This is a genomic window from Aminobacter sp. MSH1 (genome assembly GCF_003071665.1).
GTDB classification, from domain to species: Bacteria; Pseudomonadota; Alphaproteobacteria; order Rhizobiales; family Rhizobiaceae; genus Aminobacter; species Aminobacter niigataensis.
The window spans coordinates 3046706-3067097 of sequence record NZ_CP026265.1 but is presented as its reverse complement, the minus strand read 5'-3'; the positions used below and the strand labels follow the sequence as shown (position 1 = coordinate 3067097).

Annotated in this window: 20 protein-coding genes; 14 read left to right on the top strand and 6 right to left on the bottom strand. The window is 63.5% G+C overall.

Annotated features, from left to right (window positions below; genetic code table 11):
- Positions 1 to 30 precede the first annotated feature (30 nt).
- The 5 genes from CO731_RS15135 to CO731_RS15115 all read left to right on the top strand — a co-directional run bounded on the left by CO731_RS15135 (position 31) and on the right by CO731_RS15115 (position 6445).
- On the top strand, positions 31 to 1311 hold the full coding sequence (locus CO731_RS15135) for an acetylornithine deacetylase/succinyl-diaminopimelate desuccinylase family protein (protein ID WP_108607830.1): 1281 nt from the start codon (positions 31 to 33) through the stop codon (positions 1309 to 1311).
- 139 nt (positions 1312 to 1450) lie between these two features.
- Positions 1451 to 2932, top strand: a complete 1482-nt coding sequence (locus CO731_RS15130) for an ABC transporter substrate-binding protein (RefSeq protein WP_108607829.1) — start codon at positions 1451 to 1453, stop codon at positions 2930 to 2932.
- Between the two features lie 77 nt (positions 2933 to 3009).
- Complete coding sequence (locus tag CO731_RS15125) at positions 3010 to 3957, top strand: ABC transporter permease (RefSeq protein ID WP_108607828.1); 948 nt, start codon at positions 3010 to 3012, stop codon at positions 3955 to 3957.
- A complete protein-coding gene (locus tag CO731_RS15120) occupies positions 3954 to 4823 on the top strand; it encodes an ABC transporter permease (protein ID WP_108607827.1) in 870 nt (289 codons plus the stop codon). The genes CO731_RS15125 and CO731_RS15120 overlap by 4 nt, the downstream gene beginning before the upstream one ends.
- On the top strand, positions 4820 to 6445 hold the full coding sequence (locus tag CO731_RS15115; RefSeq protein ID WP_108607826.1) for a dipeptide ABC transporter ATP-binding protein: 1626 nt from the start codon (positions 4820 to 4822) through the stop codon (positions 6443 to 6445). The genes CO731_RS15120 and CO731_RS15115 overlap by 4 nt, the downstream gene beginning before the upstream one ends.
- Before the next feature lie 18 nt (positions 6446 to 6463).
- Here the strand turns inward: CO731_RS15115 and CO731_RS15110 are convergent, their stop codons facing one another.
- Positions 6464 to 6895 (bottom strand): TerB family tellurite resistance protein, encoded by a 432-nt coding sequence (locus CO731_RS15110; RefSeq protein WP_108607825.1) that lies wholly within the window; start codon positions 6893 to 6895, stop codon positions 6464 to 6466.
- Between the two features lie 161 nt (positions 6896 to 7056).
- Here CO731_RS15110 and CO731_RS15105 point away from each other — a divergent pair, with 161 nt between their 5' ends.
- The 3 genes from CO731_RS15105 (at position 7057) to CO731_RS15095 (ending at position 9245) form a co-directional block, all read left to right on the top strand.
- Positions 7057 to 7842 (top strand): TSUP family transporter, encoded by a 786-nt coding sequence (locus CO731_RS15105; RefSeq protein ID WP_108609859.1) that lies wholly within the window; start codon positions 7057 to 7059, stop codon positions 7840 to 7842.
- A gap of 61 nt (positions 7843 to 7903) precedes the next feature.
- The gene (locus CO731_RS15100; RefSeq protein ID WP_108607824.1) at positions 7904 to 8743 is read left to right on the top strand and encodes a helix-turn-helix transcriptional regulator; all 840 of its coding nucleotides are present in this window, start codon (positions 7904 to 7906) and stop codon (positions 8741 to 8743) included.
- Positions 8744 to 8825: 82 nt separating this feature from the next.
- A complete protein-coding gene (locus CO731_RS15095; protein ID WP_108607823.1) occupies positions 8826 to 9245 on the top strand; it encodes a VOC family protein in 420 nt (139 codons plus the stop codon).
- Between the two features lie 6 nt (positions 9246 to 9251).
- Here CO731_RS15095 and CO731_RS15090 read toward each other — a convergent pair whose 3' ends face one another.
- The gene (locus CO731_RS15090) at positions 9252 to 10721 is read right to left on the bottom strand and encodes a cobyric acid synthase (RefSeq protein WP_108607822.1); all 1470 of its coding nucleotides are present in this window, start codon (positions 10719 to 10721) and stop codon (positions 9252 to 9254) included.
- Positions 10722 to 10902: 181 nt separating this feature from the next.
- On the opposite strand from CO731_RS15090, the gene CO731_RS15085 reads away from it, so the two are divergent.
- Positions 10903 to 12078, top strand: coding sequence for an isobutyryl-CoA dehydrogenase (locus tag CO731_RS15085; RefSeq protein ID WP_108607821.1), 1176 nt, complete (start codon positions 10903 to 10905; stop codon positions 12076 to 12078).
- Positions 12079 to 12150: 72 nt separating this feature from the next.
- Entirely contained in the window at positions 12151 to 13056 is a 906-nt protein-coding gene (gene mmsB, locus CO731_RS15080) for a 3-hydroxyisobutyrate dehydrogenase (protein ID WP_343061701.1), read from the top strand.
- 245 nt (positions 13057 to 13301) lie between these two features.
- On the opposite strand, the gene CO731_RS15075 is transcribed toward mmsB, so the two are convergent.
- Positions 13302 to 13667 carry a hypothetical protein gene (locus tag CO731_RS15075; protein ID WP_108607819.1) on the bottom strand — a complete coding sequence of 122 codons (366 nt, stop codon included), beginning with the start codon at positions 13665 to 13667 and terminating at the stop codon, positions 13302 to 13304.
- Positions 13668 to 13918: 251 nt separating this feature from the next.
- Here CO731_RS15075 and CO731_RS15070 point away from each other — a divergent pair, with 251 nt between their 5' ends.
- Positions 13919 to 14215 carry a hypothetical protein gene (locus tag CO731_RS15070; RefSeq protein WP_108607818.1) on the top strand — a complete coding sequence of 99 codons (297 nt, stop codon included), beginning with the start codon at positions 13919 to 13921 and terminating at the stop codon, positions 14213 to 14215.
- Between the two features lie 94 nt (positions 14216 to 14309).
- Here CO731_RS15070 and CO731_RS15065 read toward each other — a convergent pair whose 3' ends face one another.
- Both CO731_RS15065 and CO731_RS15060 read right to left on the bottom strand, forming a co-directional pair.
- Positions 14310 to 14639: an RcnB family protein gene (locus CO731_RS15065; RefSeq protein ID WP_108607817.1), complete on the bottom strand. Its 330-nt coding sequence runs from the start codon at positions 14637 to 14639 to the stop codon at positions 14310 to 14312.
- Between the two features lie 234 nt (positions 14640 to 14873).
- Positions 14874 to 16250 (bottom strand): aspartate aminotransferase family protein, encoded by a 1377-nt coding sequence (locus CO731_RS15060; RefSeq protein WP_108607816.1) that lies wholly within the window; start codon positions 16248 to 16250, stop codon positions 14874 to 14876.
- Positions 16251 to 16570: 320 nt separating this feature from the next.
- Here CO731_RS15060 and CO731_RS15055 point away from each other — a divergent pair, with 320 nt between their 5' ends.
- The gene (locus tag CO731_RS15055; RefSeq protein WP_108609858.1) at positions 16571 to 16948 is read left to right on the top strand and encodes a hypothetical protein; all 378 of its coding nucleotides are present in this window, start codon (positions 16571 to 16573) and stop codon (positions 16946 to 16948) included.
- A 55-nt stretch (positions 16949 to 17003) separates the two neighbouring features.
- Here the strand turns inward: CO731_RS15055 and CO731_RS15050 are convergent, their stop codons facing one another.
- Positions 17004 to 18104 (bottom strand): MFS transporter, encoded by a 1101-nt coding sequence (locus CO731_RS15050; protein ID WP_108607815.1) that lies wholly within the window; start codon positions 18102 to 18104, stop codon positions 17004 to 17006.
- A 280-nt stretch (positions 18105 to 18384) separates the two neighbouring features.
- Between CO731_RS15050 and CO731_RS15045 the strand changes: the two genes are divergently transcribed.
- Both CO731_RS15045 and CO731_RS15040 read left to right on the top strand, forming a co-directional pair.
- Positions 18385 to 19962, top strand: a complete 1578-nt coding sequence (locus tag CO731_RS15045) for a trimethylamine methyltransferase family protein (protein ID WP_108607814.1) — start codon at positions 18385 to 18387, stop codon at positions 19960 to 19962.
- Between the two features lie 11 nt (positions 19963 to 19973).
- A complete protein-coding gene (locus tag CO731_RS15040) occupies positions 19974 to 20357 on the top strand; it encodes a RidA family protein (RefSeq protein ID WP_108607813.1) in 384 nt (127 codons plus the stop codon).
- The last annotated feature ends 35 nt before the right edge of the window (positions 20358 to 20392 follow it).

The following is a 20392-nucleotide window of genomic DNA, read 5'->3' as shown; positions in this document are numbered from 1 at the left end:
CGACAGGCAAATCGGGTTCGTGTCGAACGCATGTATGACAAGCTTTTCAAGATCATAGACGACCGCCGCGACGAACTGGCCGCGCTCACGGCCGAATTGATCCGCTTTCCCACCATCAATCCGCCCGGCGACGCTTATCGTCCCTGTGCCGAGTTCCTCGGCGCGCGTCTCGCCAAGCGCGGTTTTGGTATCGAATACATCCGTGCCGAGGGCACACCCGGCGATACCGAGCGCTATCCCCGCATTAACGTCGTCGCCCGCTTCGACGGCCGTTCGCGTGGCCAGACGGTTCATTTCAACTCGCATATCGACGTCGTCGAAGCCGGCGAAGGCTGGACCGTCGATCCCTTCGCAGGGGTCATCCGCGACGGTCGCGTCTATGGCCGTGGCGCCTGCGACATGAAGGGCGGGCTCGCTGCCTCGATCATCGCGGCGGAAGCGTTCATGGACGTGAACCCGGATTTCCCCGGCGCCATCGAGATATCAGGCACGGTCGACGAGGAATCGGGCGGTTTCGGCGGCGTCGCCTATCTCGCCGGCAAGGGCTATTTCTCGCAGCCCAAGGTCGACCATGTCATCATCCCCGAACCGCTCAACAAGGATCGGATCTGCCTCGGCCATCGCGGCGTCTGGTGGGCCGAGATCGAGACCAAGGGCGAGATCGCGCACGGCTCGATGCCGTTCCTAGGTGATTGTGCCGTTCGCCACATGGGCGCCGTGCTCGAAGCCTTCGAGCAGGAGCTATTCCCTGCGCTTGATCGCAAGACCACGCGCATGCCGGTGGTGCCGGAGGGTGCGCGGCGTTCGACCATGAACATCAACTCCATCCATGGCGGCCAGACCGACGATTTCCGCCCCGGCCTGCCTTCGCCCAACGTGCCCGATTCCTGCCGGCTGACCATCGACCGGCGTTTCCTGCTCGAGGAGAACATCCTCGACGTGAAGGGCGAAGTCACAAGCATTCTCGATCGCCTGAAGCGCGAGCGGAAAAAATTCGACTACGAGATCCGCGACATCATGGAGGTCCAGCCGCTGATGACCGAGCGCGATGCGCCGGTTGCCTCGGCCATCGCCAAAGGCATCCGCGAGATCTTCGACAAGGAGCCGGAATACGTCATCTCGCCCGGCACCTACGATCAGAAGCACGTCGCCCGTATCGGCCACCTGTACGATTGCATCGCCTATGGCCCCGGTATTCTCGACCTCGCGCACCGGCCCGACGAGTGGGTCGGCATAGATGACATGGTGCAATCGGCAAAGGTGATGGCAATCGGGCTCAACGTCTTGCTGCGTGGCCAGTTCAACGGCTGAACGAGCAAGCAACGCTCGGGCACGCCGCCGGGAAAAATTCAATTCGGCAGCGCCGCTGCAATTGCAACAAACTTGATTTACTCGGCCGGAAAATCGCGCTTCTATCCGGCGGGTCGAAATGAAGCGGGGAGATCTGAGCATGAAGCAGTGGAAAACCATCCTGGCAGCTGCAGCGCTGGCGCTGGCGTCCAGCACCGCCGCAATGGCCGCGCGCACGGATCTTGTGCTTGGCATGCCGCTGGAGCCGCCTCACCTCGACCCGACCGCCGGTGCCGCCGCAGCCATCGACGAAGTGCTTTACGCCAACGTCTTCGAAGGCCTGACCCGGATCGGTTCGCGTGGCGAAGTGCTGCCCGACCTTGCCGAAAGCTGGACGATTTCCGACGACGGCAAGACCTACACGTTCAAGCTGCGCTCGGGGGTGAAGTTCCACGACGGCAGCGACTTTGACGCCTCCGACGTGAAATTCTCACTCGACCGCGCCCGTGGCGAGACCTCGGTCAACGCCCAGAAGGGCCTGTTCGCGCCAATCGACAGTGTCGAAGTGGTCGACCCCGCGACCGTCAAGGTGACGCTGAAGAACCCGCTCGGCTCGTTCCTCTACAACCTCGGCTGGGGCGACGCCGTCATCGTGGCGCCGGAGACGGCCGAGAACAACAAGGAAAAGCCTGTCGGCACCGGGCCGTTCAAGTTCCAGAACTGGGCCAAGGGCTCGTCGATCACGCTGGTCAAGGCCGACGGCTACTGGGGCGATCCGGTCGCGCTGGACAAGGCCGAGTTCCGCATCATCCCCGATGCTGCCGCGGCGATCCCTGCCCTGCTTTCCGGCGACGTGCAGGCGCTGCCCAATTTCGCGCTCGGCGACGCGCTCGCCCAGGTCAAGGCCGACCCGCGCTTCAAGGTCGTCATCGGCACCACCGAGGGCGAAACGGTGCTCTCGACCAACAACAAGCGGCCGCCCTTCGACAATCTCAAGGTGCGCCAGGCGATTGCCCATGCGCTCGACCGCAAGGCGCTGATCGACGGCGCCACGGGCGGCCTCGGCACGCCGATCGGTTCGCACTTTGCGCCGCACAACCCGGCCTATGTCGACCTCACCGGCACCTATCCGCACGATGTCGCCAAGGCCAAGGAACTGCTCAAGGAGGCCGGACTTCCCGATGGCTTCAAGGCAACGCTCAAGCTGCCGCCGGTCGGCTATGCCCGCCAGGGCGGCGAGATCGTCGCCTCGCAGCTGCGCGAGATCGGCATCGATCTGCAGATCATCCCGGTCGAATGGGCCGACTGGCTCAAGCAGGTGTTCACCGACAAGGATTACGATCTGTCGATCGTCTCGCATACCGAGCCCAACGACATCGATATCTACGCCCGCAAGGACTACTACTTCAATTACGACAACCCGGCCTTCAACAAGGTCATCGACGAGCTCAACCTGACTTCTGACGAGGCCAAGCGCGCCGAGCTTTACGAGCAGGCGCAGAAGATCCTCGCCGACGATGCGGTCAACGGCTTCCTATTCGAATTGCCTAAGGTCGGCATCTGGGACGCCAAGGTCGAAGGCCTTTGGGAGAACTCTCCGATCCAGGCCAACGACCTGACCAAGGTCAAGTGGGCCGACTAACAAGAACCCTGTGAACTCAGCCGCTCCGCAACCCTTGCGAGCTTTCGGAGCGGCGTTTTCTCGGGCAGTTTGAGCCCATGACCGCCTATCTGCTCAAACGCCTGCTGATCGGTGCTGCGACCCTCGTGGTCGCCTCGGTCGTGGTGTTCCTGATGCTGGAGGTGGTTCCGGGCGACCCGGCTCGCGTGATGCTCGGCATGAATGCCAGCGAAGCGCAGGTCGAGTTGCTGCGCGACCAGATGGGGCTCAACCAGCCGCTGATCGTACGCTATCTCGATTGGGCGCGGGGCCTGCTGTCGCTGGATTTCGGCAAATCCTACACCTATTCGGTTCCCGTCATCGACCTGGTCAAGGAGCGCGTCGTCGTCTCCTTTCCGCTGGCGATCATCGCACTCGCGCTGTCGACGCTCATTGCCATTCCCATTGGGCTGTTTGCCGCCGCGCGTCGTGGTCGAGCCGGCGACACCGCAGCCATGGCGGTGGCGCAGATCGGCGTCGCGATGCCGAATTTCTGGTTCGCGCTGCTGTTGGTCTATGTCTTCGCCGTCTGGTTGCGGCTGGTTCCGGCAGGCGGCTTTCCCGGCTGGGGAGCCGGTGCCTGGCCTGCGCTCAAGGCGCTGGTCCTGCCCGCGGTGGCGCTCGCATTGCCGCAGGCAGCGATCCTTGCCCGTGTCACCCGTGCAGCCCTGGTCGAGGTGCTCGGCGAGGACTACATCCGCACGGCCCGCGCCAAGGGCATGCCGATGCGCGCGGTGATGTGGCGGCATGCCTTGCGAAACGCGCTGATTCCCGTGCTGACCATCATGGGCCTGCAATTTGCCTTCCTGCTTGCCGGCACCATCATCATCGAGAACGTCTTCTATTTGCCCGGCCTTGGGCGCCTCGTGTTCCAGGCGATCACCCAGCGCGACCTGATCGTGGTCGAAAGCGTGGTCATGCTGCTCGTCGCCGCCGTAGTCGTCGTGAACCTGCTCGTCGACCTCTCTTACGCGCTGGTCGATCCCCGCCTGAGGGCCCGGCAATGAGCGGCACGGCTCCAGGCAACCCATCGACCCTTGGCGCCCTCGCCGGCAGGGCATTTGCCAACCGCTCCTTCGTCATCGGCCTGTTCATCACCTTGGTCGTCGCGGCCATGGCGCTCGTCTCGTTCTTCTGGACGCCCTTCGACGTCACCAGGCTGATCGTCGCCGACCGCATGCAGCCGCCTTCCTCCGCCCACTGGTTCGGCACCGACCACTTCGGCCGCGACGTGCTGTCGATGATCATGATCGGCGCGCGCAATTCGATCGCCGTCGCCCTCGTCGCCGTCGGCATCGGCATGGGCGTCGGCGTTCCGCTCGGCTGCTGGGCCGCGGCCCGCGGCGGCTGGATCGACGAGGCGCTGATGCGCTTCAACGACCTCGTCTTTGCCTTCCCTGCCCTTTTGTCGGCGATCATGATCACGGCTGTCTTCGGCCCCAGCGCCATCAACGCCATCATTGCCATCGGCATCTTCAACATTCCGGTCTTTGCCCGCGTCGCCCGCGCCGGTGCGCTCTCGATCTGGCCTCGCGAGTACATTCTTGCCGCCCGTGCTGCCGGCAAGGGCAAGGCGCGCATCACCGTCGAGCACATCATTCCCAACATCGCCAATCTGCTGCTGGTCCAGGGCACCATCCAGTTCGCGCTCGGCATCCTTGCCGAGGCCGCCCTGTCCTATGTCGGGCTCGGCACGCAGCCGCCGATGCCGAGTTGGGGCCGCATGCTGTTCGACGCCCAGACGGTGATGATCGTAGCGCCCTGGCTCGCCCTGTTCCCCGGCTGCGCCATCCTGCTTACCGTTCTCGGGCTCAACCTGCTCGGCGACGGCATTTCCGACATCTTCGATCCGCGCGCGAGACACCGGCCATGAGCCTGCTCGAGATCGAAAAACTGTCGCTGAAGATCGGCAGCCAGTCGGTGCTGAAGGACATCGACCTGTCCATTGCCCCCGGCGAGGTACTGGGGCTCGTCGGGGAATCCGGTTCGGGCAAGTCGATGACGGCGCTTGCCGTCATGCGGCTCACGCCCGACTATGCCCAGATGAAGGGGCGCATCACCTTCAACGGCATCGACATCCTCGGCGCGACCGAACCGCAGATGTGCGCCCTACGCGGCGATGACATCGGCATGGTGTTCCAGGAGCCTATGACCGCGCTCAATCCGGTCAAGACCATCGGCGAACAGGTCGCCGAAGGCATCCGCTGGCACACCAGGGCCAGCCGCGCAGAGGCTGAGGAGCGCGCCAGGAAGATCCTCGACCGCGTCGGCCTGCCCGAGCAGAAATTTGCGCTGTCGCGCTATCCGCACGAACTGTCCGGCGGCCAGCGCCAGCGCGTGGCAATTGCGATCGCCTGCGCCCTTATGCCGAAGCTGCTGATCGCCGACGAGCCGACGACCGCGCTCGACGTGGTTCTGCAAGCCCAGATCCTCGACCTGCTCAAGGAATTGGTCAGCGAAAACAAGATGAGCTTGCTGTTCATCTCGCACGACCTTGCCGTTGTCACCGAGATGGCGGACCGGATCACCATCCTGCGCCAGGGCGCGGTAATGGAAAGTGGCGACACGGCCCGCACACTTTCGGAAGCCACCCATCCCTACACGCGCCAACTCGCTCTTGCTTCCACCCATGTTCCGGCTCGGGTCAGGCCGCACGGGGACGAGACCGGCACTGAAAACCTGCTCGACGTCGCAAATGTCACGCGCGACTATCCCGGCACGCGCCGATCGCTGTTTTCCAGGCCGGAACCGGTACGCGCGGTGGACAATGTCTCGCTGACGATGAAGCCCGGCGCGTCGGTGGCGCTCGTCGGGCGCTCGGGCTGTGGCAAATCCACCCTTGCCCGCATGATCCTGGCGCTCGACGTGCCGACCTCGGGCGCCATCAAGTTTCGCGGCATGGACATCGCCGGGCGCAGCGAGGCGGAACTGCGGCGGCCGCGCCGCAACATGCAGGTGGTGTTCCAGGATCCCTACGGTTCCTTCGATCCGCGCCATACGGTCGAACGGCTGGTCGCCGAGCCCCTGCACCTTCTGGAACGTCGTCCCGACCGCAAGGAGCGCCGCGACATGGTGGCGCGCGCGCTGCACGAGGTCGGCCTCAGCCGGTCCGACATGGAGAAATACCCGCACGAATTTTCCGGCGGCCAGCGCCAGCGCCTGTCGATTGCGCGCGCCATCATCACCCGGCCGAAGCTGGTCGTCGCCGACGAGCCGGTATCGGCGCTCGATGTATCGATCCGCGCCCAGATCCTCGACCTGTTCGCAGAGCTCAACCAGAAGCTCGGCGTCGCCTATCTGTTCATCACCCACGATTTGACCGTGGCCCGCGCCATCACCGACGACGTACTGGTCATGCATGAAGGGCGGATCGTCGAGCGCGGCAAGACTTCGGATGTGCTCAGCCACCCCGCATCGGAAGCGGCGCAGGCTCTAGTTTCCGCAGCGCCCGATCTGCACAGGGCGATTGCACGGCGCCTGCAAGAACAGGGTTGAGCCGCCGGTTGGCAGGCATTATGTCGCCGGCTTCACCACGTCGACCGGGCTGATGCCAAGCAGATCGAGCGTACGGCGCAAGAGCTTGACCTCGTTTTCCGCCAGGTGGGCGTCGGCCTTGGCGATATCGGCCATGTGCCGTGCCAGTTGCCTGCGCCGCTCGACATCGAGATCGCGGAACATCGCAATCGCCTGCGAGCCGTTGGTCTCGTAGCCGAATTCGTTGAGATACTCGATGACAGCGTCGATGCTCTGTTCGGCGATGCCGAAAGCCTGGGTACAAATCCGGCGAAATGCGATCATCTCGCTGTCGCTGGCTACGCCGTCCGCCAGGATCATGCGGAAAAGCAAAAGCAGTTCGGCCGAAAGCACCGGATCGTCGGCGACCTTGCGCACCCCCGGGTCGCCTTCGAACAGCGTACGAATCTGGGTCAGCAATCCCGTCGCCATGCGAATCCCTTCCGTCGAGGCAGTTGTCGTGTCCGATATAGAACAAATGGCGGCGAAAAACACGTGGCCCAACAGCCAAGCTGCAGCTGATTCTGGGCCGCTATTGCGCAAGCGGGTTCACTGTGGTCGAAGGCGGCTCCCTCCAGGCAGAGCCCGCGCCGATGTTCGAAATAGCCACCGAAACGATCCTGCTCCTGACGGTCGCGGCGTTCATTGCCGGCTTCATCGATTCCATTGCCGGCGGCGGCGGCCTGATCACCATTCCGGCGCTGCTGCTGGCCGGCCTCCCGCCCGTCACGGCGCTCGGCACCAACAAGCTGCAATCGCTGTTCGGATCGGGCTCTGCGACCATCTCCTACGCCGCCAAGGGCCATGTCGACATCCGCAAGCAATTGCCCGCCGCTGCCATGTCCTGCATCGGTTCGATATTCGGCGCATTGCTGGCAACGGTGCTGCCCGGGGACATCCTGCGCGCTTTCATGCCGGTCCTGCTGGTGGCTATCGCGCTCTACTTCGCCTTCAAGCCGAACATGGGCGACGTCGACCGCACCGAGCGCATGGCGCCGTTCCTGTTCGGCGTGACGGTGGTGCCGGCAATCGGCTTCTACGACGGCGTTTTCGGCCCCGGCACCGGCTCGTTCTTCATGCTCGCTTTCGTGTCGCTTGCCGGCTACGGCATACTCAAGGCCACTGCCCACACCAAACTGTTGAATTTCGCCTCCAACATCGGCGGCTTGTTCGCCTTTGCCCTTGTCGGTGCCGTGTACTGGAAGATCGGGCTGATGATGGGCGCAGCGCAGTTTCTCGGCGCACGGCTCGGCGCCCACATGGCGATGCGCAGCGGCGCCAAGCTGATCAAGCCACTCCTGGTCTGCACCTGCGTTGCACTCGCCATCCGCCTGCTCATCGACCCAACCAACCCTCTGCGGGTGATGGTAGGATTCTGACCCGTTTTGACCGCCACCTGCCGCTGGAGTACGTTGCTTCGCCTCAGCGGAGCCAGGAGCCATGGCAAACAGCCAAGCGCCGACGAATGCATCGGCGGATCACTCCACCGGGCAGTTCGAGATGGTGCGGCGCACTCCGTCACGATCGCTTGCGGGCGTCGTCACCGATCTCATCGGCTTTCGCGAACTCGTCCCTGTCTATGTCAGGCAGAGCGAGGCAGCCTCGCTGACGGTGCCGCTTGTCATCAGCTTCGGCGAGCCGTTCGCTATCGGCCTGAGCCAGGCGCCTGGAGACAATGACCGCTATGCCAGCTTTGCCTCGGGTCTTCACACCGGTCCGGTGGTCATCGATTCCTTTGGCCGGTCGTGCTGCGTCCAGGTCAATTTCACCCCGCTCGGCGCCCGTCGCTTCTTCGGCATCCCGATGCACGAACTCGCCGACCGGATGGTGACACTCGATGAGGTGCTCGGCCCGGACGGCAATGCACTACGCGAAAGGCTCGGCCAGGAAACGGGCTGGCATCGGCGTCTGGACCTTGTCGAGAGCTACATAGTCGAGCGTTTGGCGATCACGGCTTCGCCGGCGGCCGAGATTGCCTGGGCCATGGCGAAAATCACGTCGAGCGGCGGACGTATCCGCATTGCAGCCATCGCCAGCGAGATCGGATGCAGCCGCAAACATCTGGCAGCGCGATTTGCCGACCAAGTCGGCATCGGCCCGAAGGCGGTCGCACGCATCGTCAGATTTGATCGCACGGCACGCCTGGCGCGCAATGCGGACCAAATCGACTGGGCCGACCTGGCTGCCGAATGCGGCTATGCCGACCAAGCGCATCTGGTGCGCGAATTCCGCGAGCTGTCAGGAACAACACCAACAGCGCTGCTCCAAAAGCTCAACTGAGCCGGTAACATTTGTTCAATACGGTGGAACTGGTCTTCGCCAGAGTGGGTTGTCGTTCAATCCGCCACGCAGGAGGCGCAAGATGCCCACTCCCGAAGTTCAAAGGATCTTCCCCACTCTCCGCTACAAGGACGCCGCCGGGATGATCGGCTGGCTAAGCGAGGCCTTCGGTTTCGCCGTCCATGCCAGATACATGAGCGGCGAAGACGTCGGCCATGCCGAACTCGCCCTCGGTTCGTCGATGGTCATGATCGGCTCGTCGCGCCCGGATGACTACGGCACCATCGTTGGCGAACCTGGTCAGAACGGCGGCAAGTCCGTCTATGTCGCGACCGAAGACGCCGACGCGGTCTACATCAGGGCAAAGACCGCAGGTGCGGTCATCCTCCAGGAGATGACCAACCGCGACTACGGCAGCCGCGAATTCATCTGCCGCGACCCCGAAGGCAATGTGTGGTGCTTCGGCACCTATTGGCCGAAGGTTGACGCCCCGGCCAAATAGCGCCAGTCAGCGCGCGGCGGCGAAGATCGCGTCGCAGTCGAGATGCCGTTCGAGATGTTCGGCAATCTCGTCCAAAGCGCGTTCGACCTCGGCGCGATAGTCGATGCCGCCGCCCCTGATGCCAAGGCTTTGAAGGAAACGCCCGCGAAAGCCGTCGGCGCCGAACAGGCCATGCAGATAGGTGCCGAACACCTTGCCGTCGGCCGAGGTCGCGCCGTCGTCGACGCCGCTGATGACGGCGGTGGGCCTGACGCAATCAGGACCCGTCGTTCGCCCGAGATGGATTTCGTAACCCGAAAGCGGCTCACCGTAGCGCACCGAATACGCCTCGACATTGCGTACTGTCTTCTCCGGCTCCATCACCGTCTCGACGTCGAGCAGGCCCAGGCCCTGCGCTTCCGTGACACTGCCCTCGATTCCCGAGGGGTCGTACACGACACGGCCCAGCATCTGGTAACCGCCGCAAATGCCGACGACATGGCCGCCACGCCTGTGATGCGCCTCGAGATCGCGATCCCAGCCGTTTTCGCGGAACAGCAGCAGATCGCCGATGGTCGACTTCGAACCGGGTATGACAACCAGTCCGGCATCTTCGGGCAAGCGCTGTCCCGGCGGCACGAACACCACCTCTACCTGCGGCTCGGCGCGCAGCGGGTCGAGGTCGTCGAAATTGGCGATGCGCCCGAGCATCGGCACGGCAACCTTGAGCGCCCGCTTTTCGCCGCCGGCCAACCGTTCGAGGATGACCGAATCCTCCGACGGCAGCAGAGCCGCCGCCTTGAGCCACGGCACGACGCCGAAACAGCGCCAGCCGGTGAAACCTTCGATCGCCGTGATGCCGTCGTCGAACAGGCTGGCGTCGCCGCGAAACTTGTTGATCAGGTAGCCGACGATCATGCGCCGGTCTTCTTCCGGCAGGATGAGGTGCGTGCCGGCGACCGATGCGATCACGCCGCCGCGGTCGATGTCGCCGACGAGGATCACCGGCACGTTGGCGCGCGTGGCGAATCCCATGTTGGCAATGTCGCGCGGGCGCAGGTTGATCTCGGCAGGCGAGCCGGCACCCTCGACGATGACCAGATCCGCCCCCTCGCCCAGCTTGGCCCACGAATCGAGAACGGCGCCCATCAGCTTCGGCTTCAGTTCCTGATAGTCGCGCGCCTTGGCGTGCCCGAAAACCTTGCCCTGCACCACCACCTGGCTGCCGATATCGCTTTGCGGCTTGAGCAGCACCGGGTTCATGTGGATCGACGGCTTGACCCCGCAGGCGATCGCCTGCAGCCATTGGGCGCGGCCGATCTCGCCGCCGCCCGCCTCGCCCGGAATGTCGGCGACGGCAGCATTGTTGGACATGTTCTGCGGCTTGAACGGCCGGACGCTGAGCCCGCGATTGCGTGCCGCGCGGCACAGGCCGGCAACCAGAACGGTCTTGCCGACATCGGAGCCGGTGCCCTGGAGCATGATCGCCTTGGCCATGGTCAGGCTCGCCCGCGCAGGATGCTGAAAGTGACGGATCCATCCTTCAAAAAAGTCGCCACAAGTGCCCTCGCTGTCGAAATTCCGCACAGCCGCTTCGCGGTATTCGTCGGGTTGCGCGGCGGCATCATTGGTCTAGATTGAACGTCGCGCATAGCCAAAAAACGACAGGGAGGCCGACATGGACGCCGCAATCGATGCGACTGCCGGTCAATTCGAACTCAACGAAGATCAGCTGGCCATCCGCGAAATGGCGGGCAGTTTTGCCGCCGAAAAAGTCGCGCCCTTTGCCCTCGAATGGGACAAGGCCAAGCACTTCCCCGAAGATGTCATCCGCGAGACCGGCCAGCTCGGCTTCGGCGGCCTGTATGTCAAGGAAGATGTCGGCGGCTCGGCCCTCACCCGCCTCGACGCCGTGCTCGTTTTCGAGCAGTTGGCGCATGCCTGCCCGGGCTTTTCATCCTTCATCTCGATCCACAACATGGCGGCGGCGATGATCGACCGGTTCGGCAACGAGGAGCAGCGCCAGCGCTTGCTGCCGAAGCTGACCTCGATGGAATGGCTGGCCAGCTACTGCCTGACCGAGCCGGGCTCCGGTTCGGATGCCGCCGCCCTGAAGACAAAGGCCGTGCGCAGCGGCGGCAATGGCAGCGACTACGTGCTGAACGGCACCAAGCAGTTCATCTCGGGCGCCGGCGACAGCGACGTCTACGTCGCCATGGTGCGCACCGGCGCCGACGGCCCGAAGGGCATCTCGACGCTTGTCGTGCCTAAGGATGCGCCCGGTCTCTCCTTCGGCGCCAACGAACACAAGATGGGCTGGCACATGCAGTCGACGCGCCAGGTGATCTTCGACGACTGCAAGGTTCCGGCGGAAAACCTGCTTTCCGGCGAAGGCGCCGGCTTCGGCATCGCCATGGCCGGTCTCGATGGCGGACGGCTCAACATTGCCGCCTGCTCGGTCGGCGGCGCCCAGTCGGCGCTCGACAAGGCGCTCGCCTATACCGCCGAACGCAAGGCGTTCGGCCAGACCCTCGACCGCTTCCAGGCGCTGCAGTTCCGCCTCGCCGACATGGAGACCGAACTCCAGGCGGCCCGCCTGTTCCTCTACGCTGCCGCGTCGAAGCTAGACCGCAAGGCGCATGACGCGTCGAAATGGTCGGCCATGGCCAAGCGGCTCGTCACCGACACGGGCTTCAACATTGCAAACGATGCCCTTCAGCTGCTTGGCGGCTACGGCTACCTGCACGACTACGGCATCGAAAAGCTGGTGCGCGACCTGCGCGTCCACCAGATCCTCGAAGGCACCAACGAGATCATGCGCGTCATCATCGCGCGGCATTTGATTGGGAGATAGGGAATGGTGATTAGCGAATAGATCGCTAACCCGCGCCGCCTTCCCTATTCGCTACTCACTACTCGCCATTCGCTGCTTGGAAGGAACCACTCTATGACCACAGTCGCCTTCATCGGCTTGGGCAATATGGGCAATCCCATGGCCGCCAACCTCGTCAAGGCCGGACATGCCGTCCATGGCTTCGACCTGATGCCGGAGCACCTTGAAACGGCGCGCGGCAACGGCGTCACCGTCATGGCCAATGCGGTCGCGGCCGCCAAGGACGCCGATGTGGTTATCACCATGCTGCCGGCCGGCAAGCATGTGCTGTCGGTCTACGAAGACATCGCGCCCAAACTGAAGAAGGGCGCATTGCTCATCGATTCCTCGACCATCGATGTCGATTCCGCGCGCAAGGCCCATGCGATTGCAGCCAGGCACGACCTGCTCTCGGTCGATGCGCCCGTATCCGGCGGCACCGGCGGTGCGGCTGCCGGCACGCTGACTTTCATGGCCGGCGGCGCGCAAGCCGCCTTCGATAAGGCCGAACCGGTGCTCAAGCCGATGGCGGGGCGTATCGTCCATTGCGGCGACGCCGGTGCGGGACAAGCGGCCAAGATCTGCAACAACATGATCCTCGGCATCTCGATGATCGGTGTCGCCGAGGCGTTCGTGCTCGCCGAAAAGCTCGGTCTGTCCCACCAGGCACTGTTCGACGTCGCATCGACGTCGTCCGGCCAGTGCTGGTCGCTGACATCCTATTGCCCGGTACCGGGTCCGGTGCCCAACTCGCCGGCCAATCGCGACTACCAGCCGGGCTTTGCCGCAGCCCTGATGCTCAAGGATCTCAAATTGTCGCAGGAAGCCGCCCAGCAGGCTGGCGCCGTGACACCGCTTGGTGCCGAAGCAACTCAGCTCTACGCGCTCTTTGCCGCCCTCGGCCATGGCGGCACAGATTTCTCGGGGATCATCAAGTTCCTGCGCGGCGATTCCGCATGATCTGGTCAACCCAGGACAAAAAAGTTCAAAATTTAGGTTTGCTTAAGCTCTCGCTAACCACGCGGTAACGATGTCCGGGTAAAACGGTTTGCAAGGGCGGTCATCGCAGCCGCCCCGGGCTCCGGATCAGGTCTTGCGTACCGGAGCAGTAACCTTCGCTGGGTCAAGCGTCGCGAAGGGCCATGCGTTCAAGTGGCAAAGCCGCGTTCCCGTTTCGGGGCGCGGTTTTTGCGTTCAGCCTCAGCCTACGATTTGGTCGCCAGCCGGCGGAAGTTGGCCCTGACGCGCTTGCTCGCCGGCCCCAGAGCCGCGGCAACCGAACGCTGGGCGGCCACGCCGTTCAGCACCGACGGCGTTCGCCCTGACAGCACTTCTGGCCAGAACTGCATCGCCGAGTGGAAAAAGGACATCTGCGCTGCGACCATGCCCTCGGCCATGGCGTTCGTTTTCTCGGTGACGGCAGCAAGGCTCTCGCCACGCAGTATCCCACCACTTTGCGCTTCACTCGCCATCATCGGCAGCCGCATTGCCATGACCATTGGCGCCAGCATCAGATTGCCGACAATGGTCGTGGATTGGCGCGAGGCCCTCGTCAACCGTCTGCTCTTCATGCGATGCGCTCCGGTTTCAAGAACCACGCTGGCCCATCCGACAATCGGCAGGCACAGGCTATTGTGCAGTGCACAATATAAGCACTCACCCGGTCATGAACAAGCCGAAACGGCTCAGCCTCTCTGCGCGAACGGACCGCTCAGTGCAGCCGAGCACCGGCGCGGAAGCGCGAGAAAGCCATTATCCGCATTTTAACTAATATAGATCAATATCCTACCTTGGTATTCTGCGGTCTCCCAGGAGGAGTGGAATGACTGATCAAATTGATGAGGATGAGCTTCCGAAGCCCACCCTGCTTCAACGCTGCCGATCAATTGCGCGGGCAACTATGTTATTCGCGCCCCCGATCGTCTCGGTAGGATGTGCGATCGTCGTCGGATACATCACCTACGTAACCAGCAACAAAGAGCCACCGGCGGATATCTCGACGCTGGCCATATCGATCCTCAAGTCCGGCGATGCTTCACCAGAGATGCGCGCCTGGGCGACTGGCGCCCTCGGAATACGGACCGACATGCCAATATCTGTCGGATCTATCCGGCAATGAAGGCGAAATAGCCTGCGGCCCTCCCCGAAGCGGGAACGAGAAAGGGCGGCCCGACGAACCGCCCTTTTCCGAGTTGCGATTGGGGTTGCTCGCGTCAGCGCGAGGCCACCACCGCGGCGATGATGCCCGACGCCACGCTGATCAACAGGAAATCATTGTCGACCTTCACCCAGCGCTGGCCGTAACCGGGGCGCTTGAGGCCATAGCGGTGATAGTCGCGAAGGGCCTGCTTGCGCTGCCAGTCGGGCACGCGCTTGCCCCTTGACCAGTAGTGCCGCTTTGACGGCTTCTTGCGATAATCCTGCCATTTTTGCTGCTGGCTGTAGTGGCTGCCGTGGCGCGGTGCCTCGTAGCGCTGTTGGGCTTGAGCCATCGGGGCTGCGAACATCGACAAGGCGACGGCGGCAAGAACGATGCGTTTCATTTGGGAGGCTCCTTCTCGTTGATAGGTCGAGAAGTAGCGGCCGCCGGCTGAACTCAATATGAATGCCATCATTACATATATGTAATGTTTTCAGACGCTTATTTTCATATTCTAAGAAAACGCCTCGGTACAAACGACATGCGAACGGGCATATCGGCCAGCGAGGCGTCGCCGACGTCGCCATGCATTCCCTGAGTTTGGCCAGGCAGGCGCATGTCCTGCCCGGTCTTGTGATCAGGCCTTTCTCAGGTCGCGCTCGGCGAGATCGAGCGCCTTGAGAATACGGTCGCAGGCCATGTCGATGGTGGCGCGGGTCCAGATCAGCGGTGGCGACAGGATCATCGAGTCGCCCGTCGCGCGCATCATCATGCCGTTGGCGATGGCATGATCGCGGACGGCGACCGCGGCACTGCCGACCGGCGAAAAGCGCTCCTTGGTCGCCTTGTCCTTGACGATCTCGATGGCACCCATCAGGCCGACCGAACGCACCTCGCCGACGAGGCCGTGACCGGAAATACGCTTGAGCATCTGGGCGAAATACGGACCCGTGTCGGTCTTGACGCGTTCGACCAGTCCTTCGCGTTCGATGATCTCGAGGTTCTTGAGCGCCACCGCACAAGCGACCGGGTGACCGGAATAGGTGTAGCCGTGGTAAAACTCGCCGCCCTTGTCGACCAGCGTCGCGGCGATCCGGTCGCCGACCAGCAGCGCCGAAAGCGGCTGGTAGCCCGAAGTCAGCGCCTTGGCAGTGGTGATGGTGTCCGCTTCGATACCGAAAGTCTGGGCAGCGAACCACTCGCCGGTGCGGCCATAGCCGGTGATGACCTCGTCGAGCATCAACAGCACGTCGTACTTACGGCAGATGCGCTGGATCTCCGGCCAGTAGCTGGCCGGCGGGATCTTGACGCCGCCGGCGCCCATGATCGGCTCGCCGATGAAGGCCGCGACGTTTTCGGCGCCAGCCTCCAGGATTGCATCCTCTACCGACTTGGCGGCACGCAGGCCGAAATCGTGGTCGCTTTCGCCCGGCAGAGCCAACTCGTAGGCATAGGGCATCATGACATGGACGATGTTCGGCACGGCGCCGCCGAGTTGCTGGTGCATGCCGTCCATGCCGCCGAGCGAGGTGCCGGCAACCGTCGAGCCGTGATAGGCCATCTTGCGCGAGATGATGCGGTTCTTCTCGGGCTTGCCCTCGATCGCCCAGTAGTGGCGGACCAGCCGCAGCGCGGTGTCGTTGGATTCGGAGCCCGACGACCCATAGAACACCTGGTTGATGTTCTTTGGCGCCAGTTCCGCGAGTTTCTTGGACAGCAGCACCGGCGTCGGCGTCGAGCACTTGAAGAAGGAGTTGTAGTAGGGCAGCTCCTTCATCTGCTCATAGGCTGCCTCGGCCAGTTCGGTGCGGCCGTAGCCGACATTGACGCACCACAGGCCGGCCATGCCGTCGAGCAGTTCCGTCCCTTCCGAATCGTAGATGAACGGCCCTTCGGCGCGGGTGATCATGCGCGAGCCGATGTCGCGCAGTTCCTTGTGGTCGGTGAACGGATGCAGATGGTGCGCGGCATCGATCTGCTGAAGCTGCTTCAGCGAATAGTTCTGATAGGTCATGGGCTTGTGCCTTCCTCTTGAATCAATCCGGCAACTGCCGGGGCGGATTCAGAGGCCAAGCGGCGGCGAATAGCCGATGCGCGCGCAAAGGCGCAGGAGCTCCGTATGCCGGGTCCGCGGCGACGGCTTCGATGCTGCCTCCCGCAGCGGAATATGGGCGTTGAGAGCGCACATGGTGACACTCTAACCCGGCACTCTGCAAATCGACAAGCGCCGGAAAATCCGCAACCGGTGAAAAGGTTTCGGGAATACAGCGCCCTGGAAAGGCGTTGTCTGCGTGTGTAGCCGGCATGTCGGCTGAACTCCTGGGAGCGATCATCATGAAGACAATTTCCACAGCACTCGCCGTTCTGTTCCTGACCGGCGTGGCCGCTTTCGCCGCCGAGCCCGCCAAGGTCGCGGAAGGCGCCGGTGGCAAGATGTACACCGACGCCAACGGCATGACGCTCTACACCTATGACAAGGACAGCGCCGGCAAATCGGCCTGCAATGGCGACTGCGCGGTCAACTGGCCGCCGCTGATGGCTGCGGCCGATGCCAAGGACGAAGGCGAGTGGACGGTTGTCGCCCGCGACGACGGCTCGAAGATGTGGGCCTATGAGGGCAAGCCACTCTATACGTTCGTCCAGGACAAGAAGGCAGGCGACGTAACCGGTGACGGCAAGGGCGGCGTCTGGCACGTCGCCAAGGCCGACTGACCATTTCAGGCGCGACGGTGCCTGTCGCCGTCGCGCATTCTGCCCGCAGCCCTCGCTAGCCCGCAGTCCGCTTGCGCAGCACCATGCGATAGAAGGCGAAGGCAAGCAGGATGACGTTCAGGCTGGCCAGCACGACCGGCAGCCCGATCGGCCCGGCCGCCTGCATCACCATCCCCGAACTTGGCGGCCCGACGATGCCGCCCAGTCCCCACATGAGCGCAAAGGCGGCATTGCCGGCGATGAGCGGGCTGCCGTTGAAGCGACTGCCGAGCTCGACCAGCGCCATGGTGTAGACGCCGTAGCCGACCGCCCCCATCACCACCAGCACCAGCCAGATGAGCCGCGTCTCGATCAGCATCGGCAACAGCACCGCGCAGGCAGCCGTGGCCCCGGCACAGAACAAAATCATGGTGCGGCCGCCCACACGCTCCGCCAAGAGGCCGAGCGGGATCTGCAACAGGATATTTCCCATCGACAGTGCCGTCAGCATTGCCGCGAGCACCGCTTCAGGCAGGCCGTGGCTCGCGCCGAAGATCGGCAGCAGCGAATAGGTGCTCTGCTGGTTGGCCGCCGACACCAGCACGGCAAACAGCAGTGCCGGCGCTAGCGCGGCAAACCCCATCACCCCGCCGACCGATTGGCCATCCTCCTCGAAGCCCGAAAGATTTGACATCATGCGCAGGATGATCGCGCAGGCGATGAAACCCACGATCGCCACGGCAAAGGGCGTCCAGCCCGAGGTGCCGACGATGGTCAGCACCAGCGGCCCGGTGGCATAGCCCATCCCCATCAGGGTGTTGAACACCCCCATCACCCGCCCGCGACGCGACGGCGGAGCCATCGACAGCGCCCAGACCTCGCCGAGAATGTAGAGCGGGTTGATGACGACGCCGATCATGAAGCGGACGACGAACCAGGCGACCCAGTCCTGCAGGTAGCCGATGAGCAGGAAACAAAGCGCACCGGCGAGTGAGCATGCGATGGCGAGGTTTCGTGCGCCGACCAGGCGCACGGCCGCCGGCACGAAGGCTGCTGACGTGATCAGGCCGAGCGGCATCATCGCAGCCGACAGCCCGATCATCGCCGGTGACATGCCCTGCTTTTGCATCAGCAGCGAAAACAGCGGGTAGCTCAGCCCTTGCGCCGCGCCGAACATCGCCAATGCCGCGGTAACGCCGCCGAGAGCCGCCCAATTCAATGGCGCTTCGGCTGCGGTGGAGGTCGGAGTTGTCAAAGCGGATCACCAGGAGAATCGAATGGCCGCGATCCTATCGACGGACCGCCACATGCGTGTTGCATCACCACATCGGAGAACGTCGGTCCAGTCCCATCGGCGATGTCGTTTCCCTCGCGCTATTGGTCGCCGCCTCCGCAATAAGGCTTTCCGGCCCAGTCCATTATGCCCCGCGATACTGAAGCTTGCCCGTGAGGACTCCATGACCGTCGCCCTGCAAACAGCCGAACCGGCTCCTGCCTCCGATCGCGCTCGTCGTGGTGGCCGTGCCGGCAAGCGCGCCGGCGGATCCCAGGCCTTCGAGCAGCCGCCGTTCCGCCAGCTCAAGATACCCTTCACACCGACCAAGCTGATCTCCGACGACGAGCTGGAATCAATCCATCTCGCTTCGCTGCGGGTGCTGAAGGAAATCGGCGTCGATGTTCTGCACGACGAGGCGCGCCGCATCATGAAGGCGCATGGCGCCGACGTGCGTGACGGCTCCGAGCGCGTCCGCTTCGATTCCGACATGATCCTCGAGCTGATCTCGCATGCGCCGGCCGAGTTCACGCTGCACGCCCGCAACCCGGCCCACAATGTGCGCTTTGGCGGCAACAATCTTGTGCTGTCGCAGATGGCGTCGGCGCCCAACTGTTCCGATCTCGACCGTGGTCGCCGCCCCGGCAACCAGGCCGACTTCCGCAACTTCCTCAAGCTCGCCCAGATGCACAACATCCTGCAGACAACCGGGGGCTATCCGGTCGAGCCGGTGGACATCCATCCCTCGGTGCGCCATCTCGAGTGCATCCGCGATCTGGCGACGCTGACCGACAAGGTGTTCCACATCTATTCTCTCGGAAAGGAGCGCAATGTCGACGGCATCGAGATCACCCGGATCGCCCGCGGCATCTCACGCGAACAGATGATGGAGGAGCCCTCGGTCTACACCATCATCAACACCAACTCGCCGCTGAAGCTCGATGTGCCGATGATGGAAGGCATCATCCAGATGTCGTCGATGGGCCAGGTGGTGATCGTCACCCCCTTCACCTTGTCGGGCGCCATGGCGCCCGTCACCATAGCCGGAGCGCTGGTGCAGCAGAACGCCGAGGCGCTGTCGGGTCTCGCCTTCACCCAGATGGTCCGCAAAGGCGCGCCCGTCGGCTATGGCGGCTTCACCTCCAACGTTGACATGAAATCCGGCGCGCCCGCCTTCGGCACGCCCGAATACATGAAGGCACAGCTTGTCGGCGGCCAGCTGGCCCGCCGTTACAACATCCCCTACCGCACTTCCAACGTATGCGCCGCCAACGCGGTCGATGCGCAGGCTGCCTATGAAAGCGTCTTTTCGCTGTGGGGCGCGATCCAGAGCGGCGCCAATTTCATGCTGCATGGGGCCGGATGGCTGGAGGGCGGGCTGCGCTGCTCCTACGAAAAGATGATCCTCGACATCGACCTGTTGCAGATGGTGGCCGAATTCCTGACACCGCTCGACCTGTCGGAGGATGCGCTCGCCATCGACGCCATTCGTGATGTCGGCCCCGGCGGCCACTTCTTCGGCACCCAGCACACCCAGGACCGCTACAAGACCGCTTTCTACTCGCCGATCATTTCCGACTGGCGCAATTTCGAAACCTGGGCCGAGGCAGGCAGCCCAACGGCTGTGGAGCGGGCAAACCGCGTCTGGAAGGAGCGCCTGGCCTCCTACGAGGAGCCCTGGATGGACCCAGCCATCCGCGAAGAACTCAACGCTTTTGTCGACAAACGCAGGGCCGAAGGCGGCGCACCGACCGATTTCTGAGGAAAGTCTCGATGCACAAGCGCGAAATCAACTCGACCGATGCACCGGCCGTCGTCACCGGATACGCGCAAGCGATCGAGGTGACCAATCACTCCCGGACGCTGTTCATCAGCGGCCAGATTCCGGTGGCCAAGGACGGAACTGTCCCCACCGATTTCGAAAGCCAGTGCCGGCTGGCGTGGAGCAATGTCGAGGCCCAGCTGCATGCTGCCGGCATGAACCTCGACAATCTGGTCAAGGTGACGATCTTCCTGTCTGACCGCGCCTACAGCTTCGACAACCGGCGCATTCGCAACGAGGTGATCGGCGAGCGCAAGATCGCGCTGACCGTCATCATCACGGGCATCTTCGACGAATCCTGGCTGTTGGAGATCGAGGCCGTCGCGGCCGCCTGATCCATCGCCACTTCCTGATTCATCTTACGCACAAT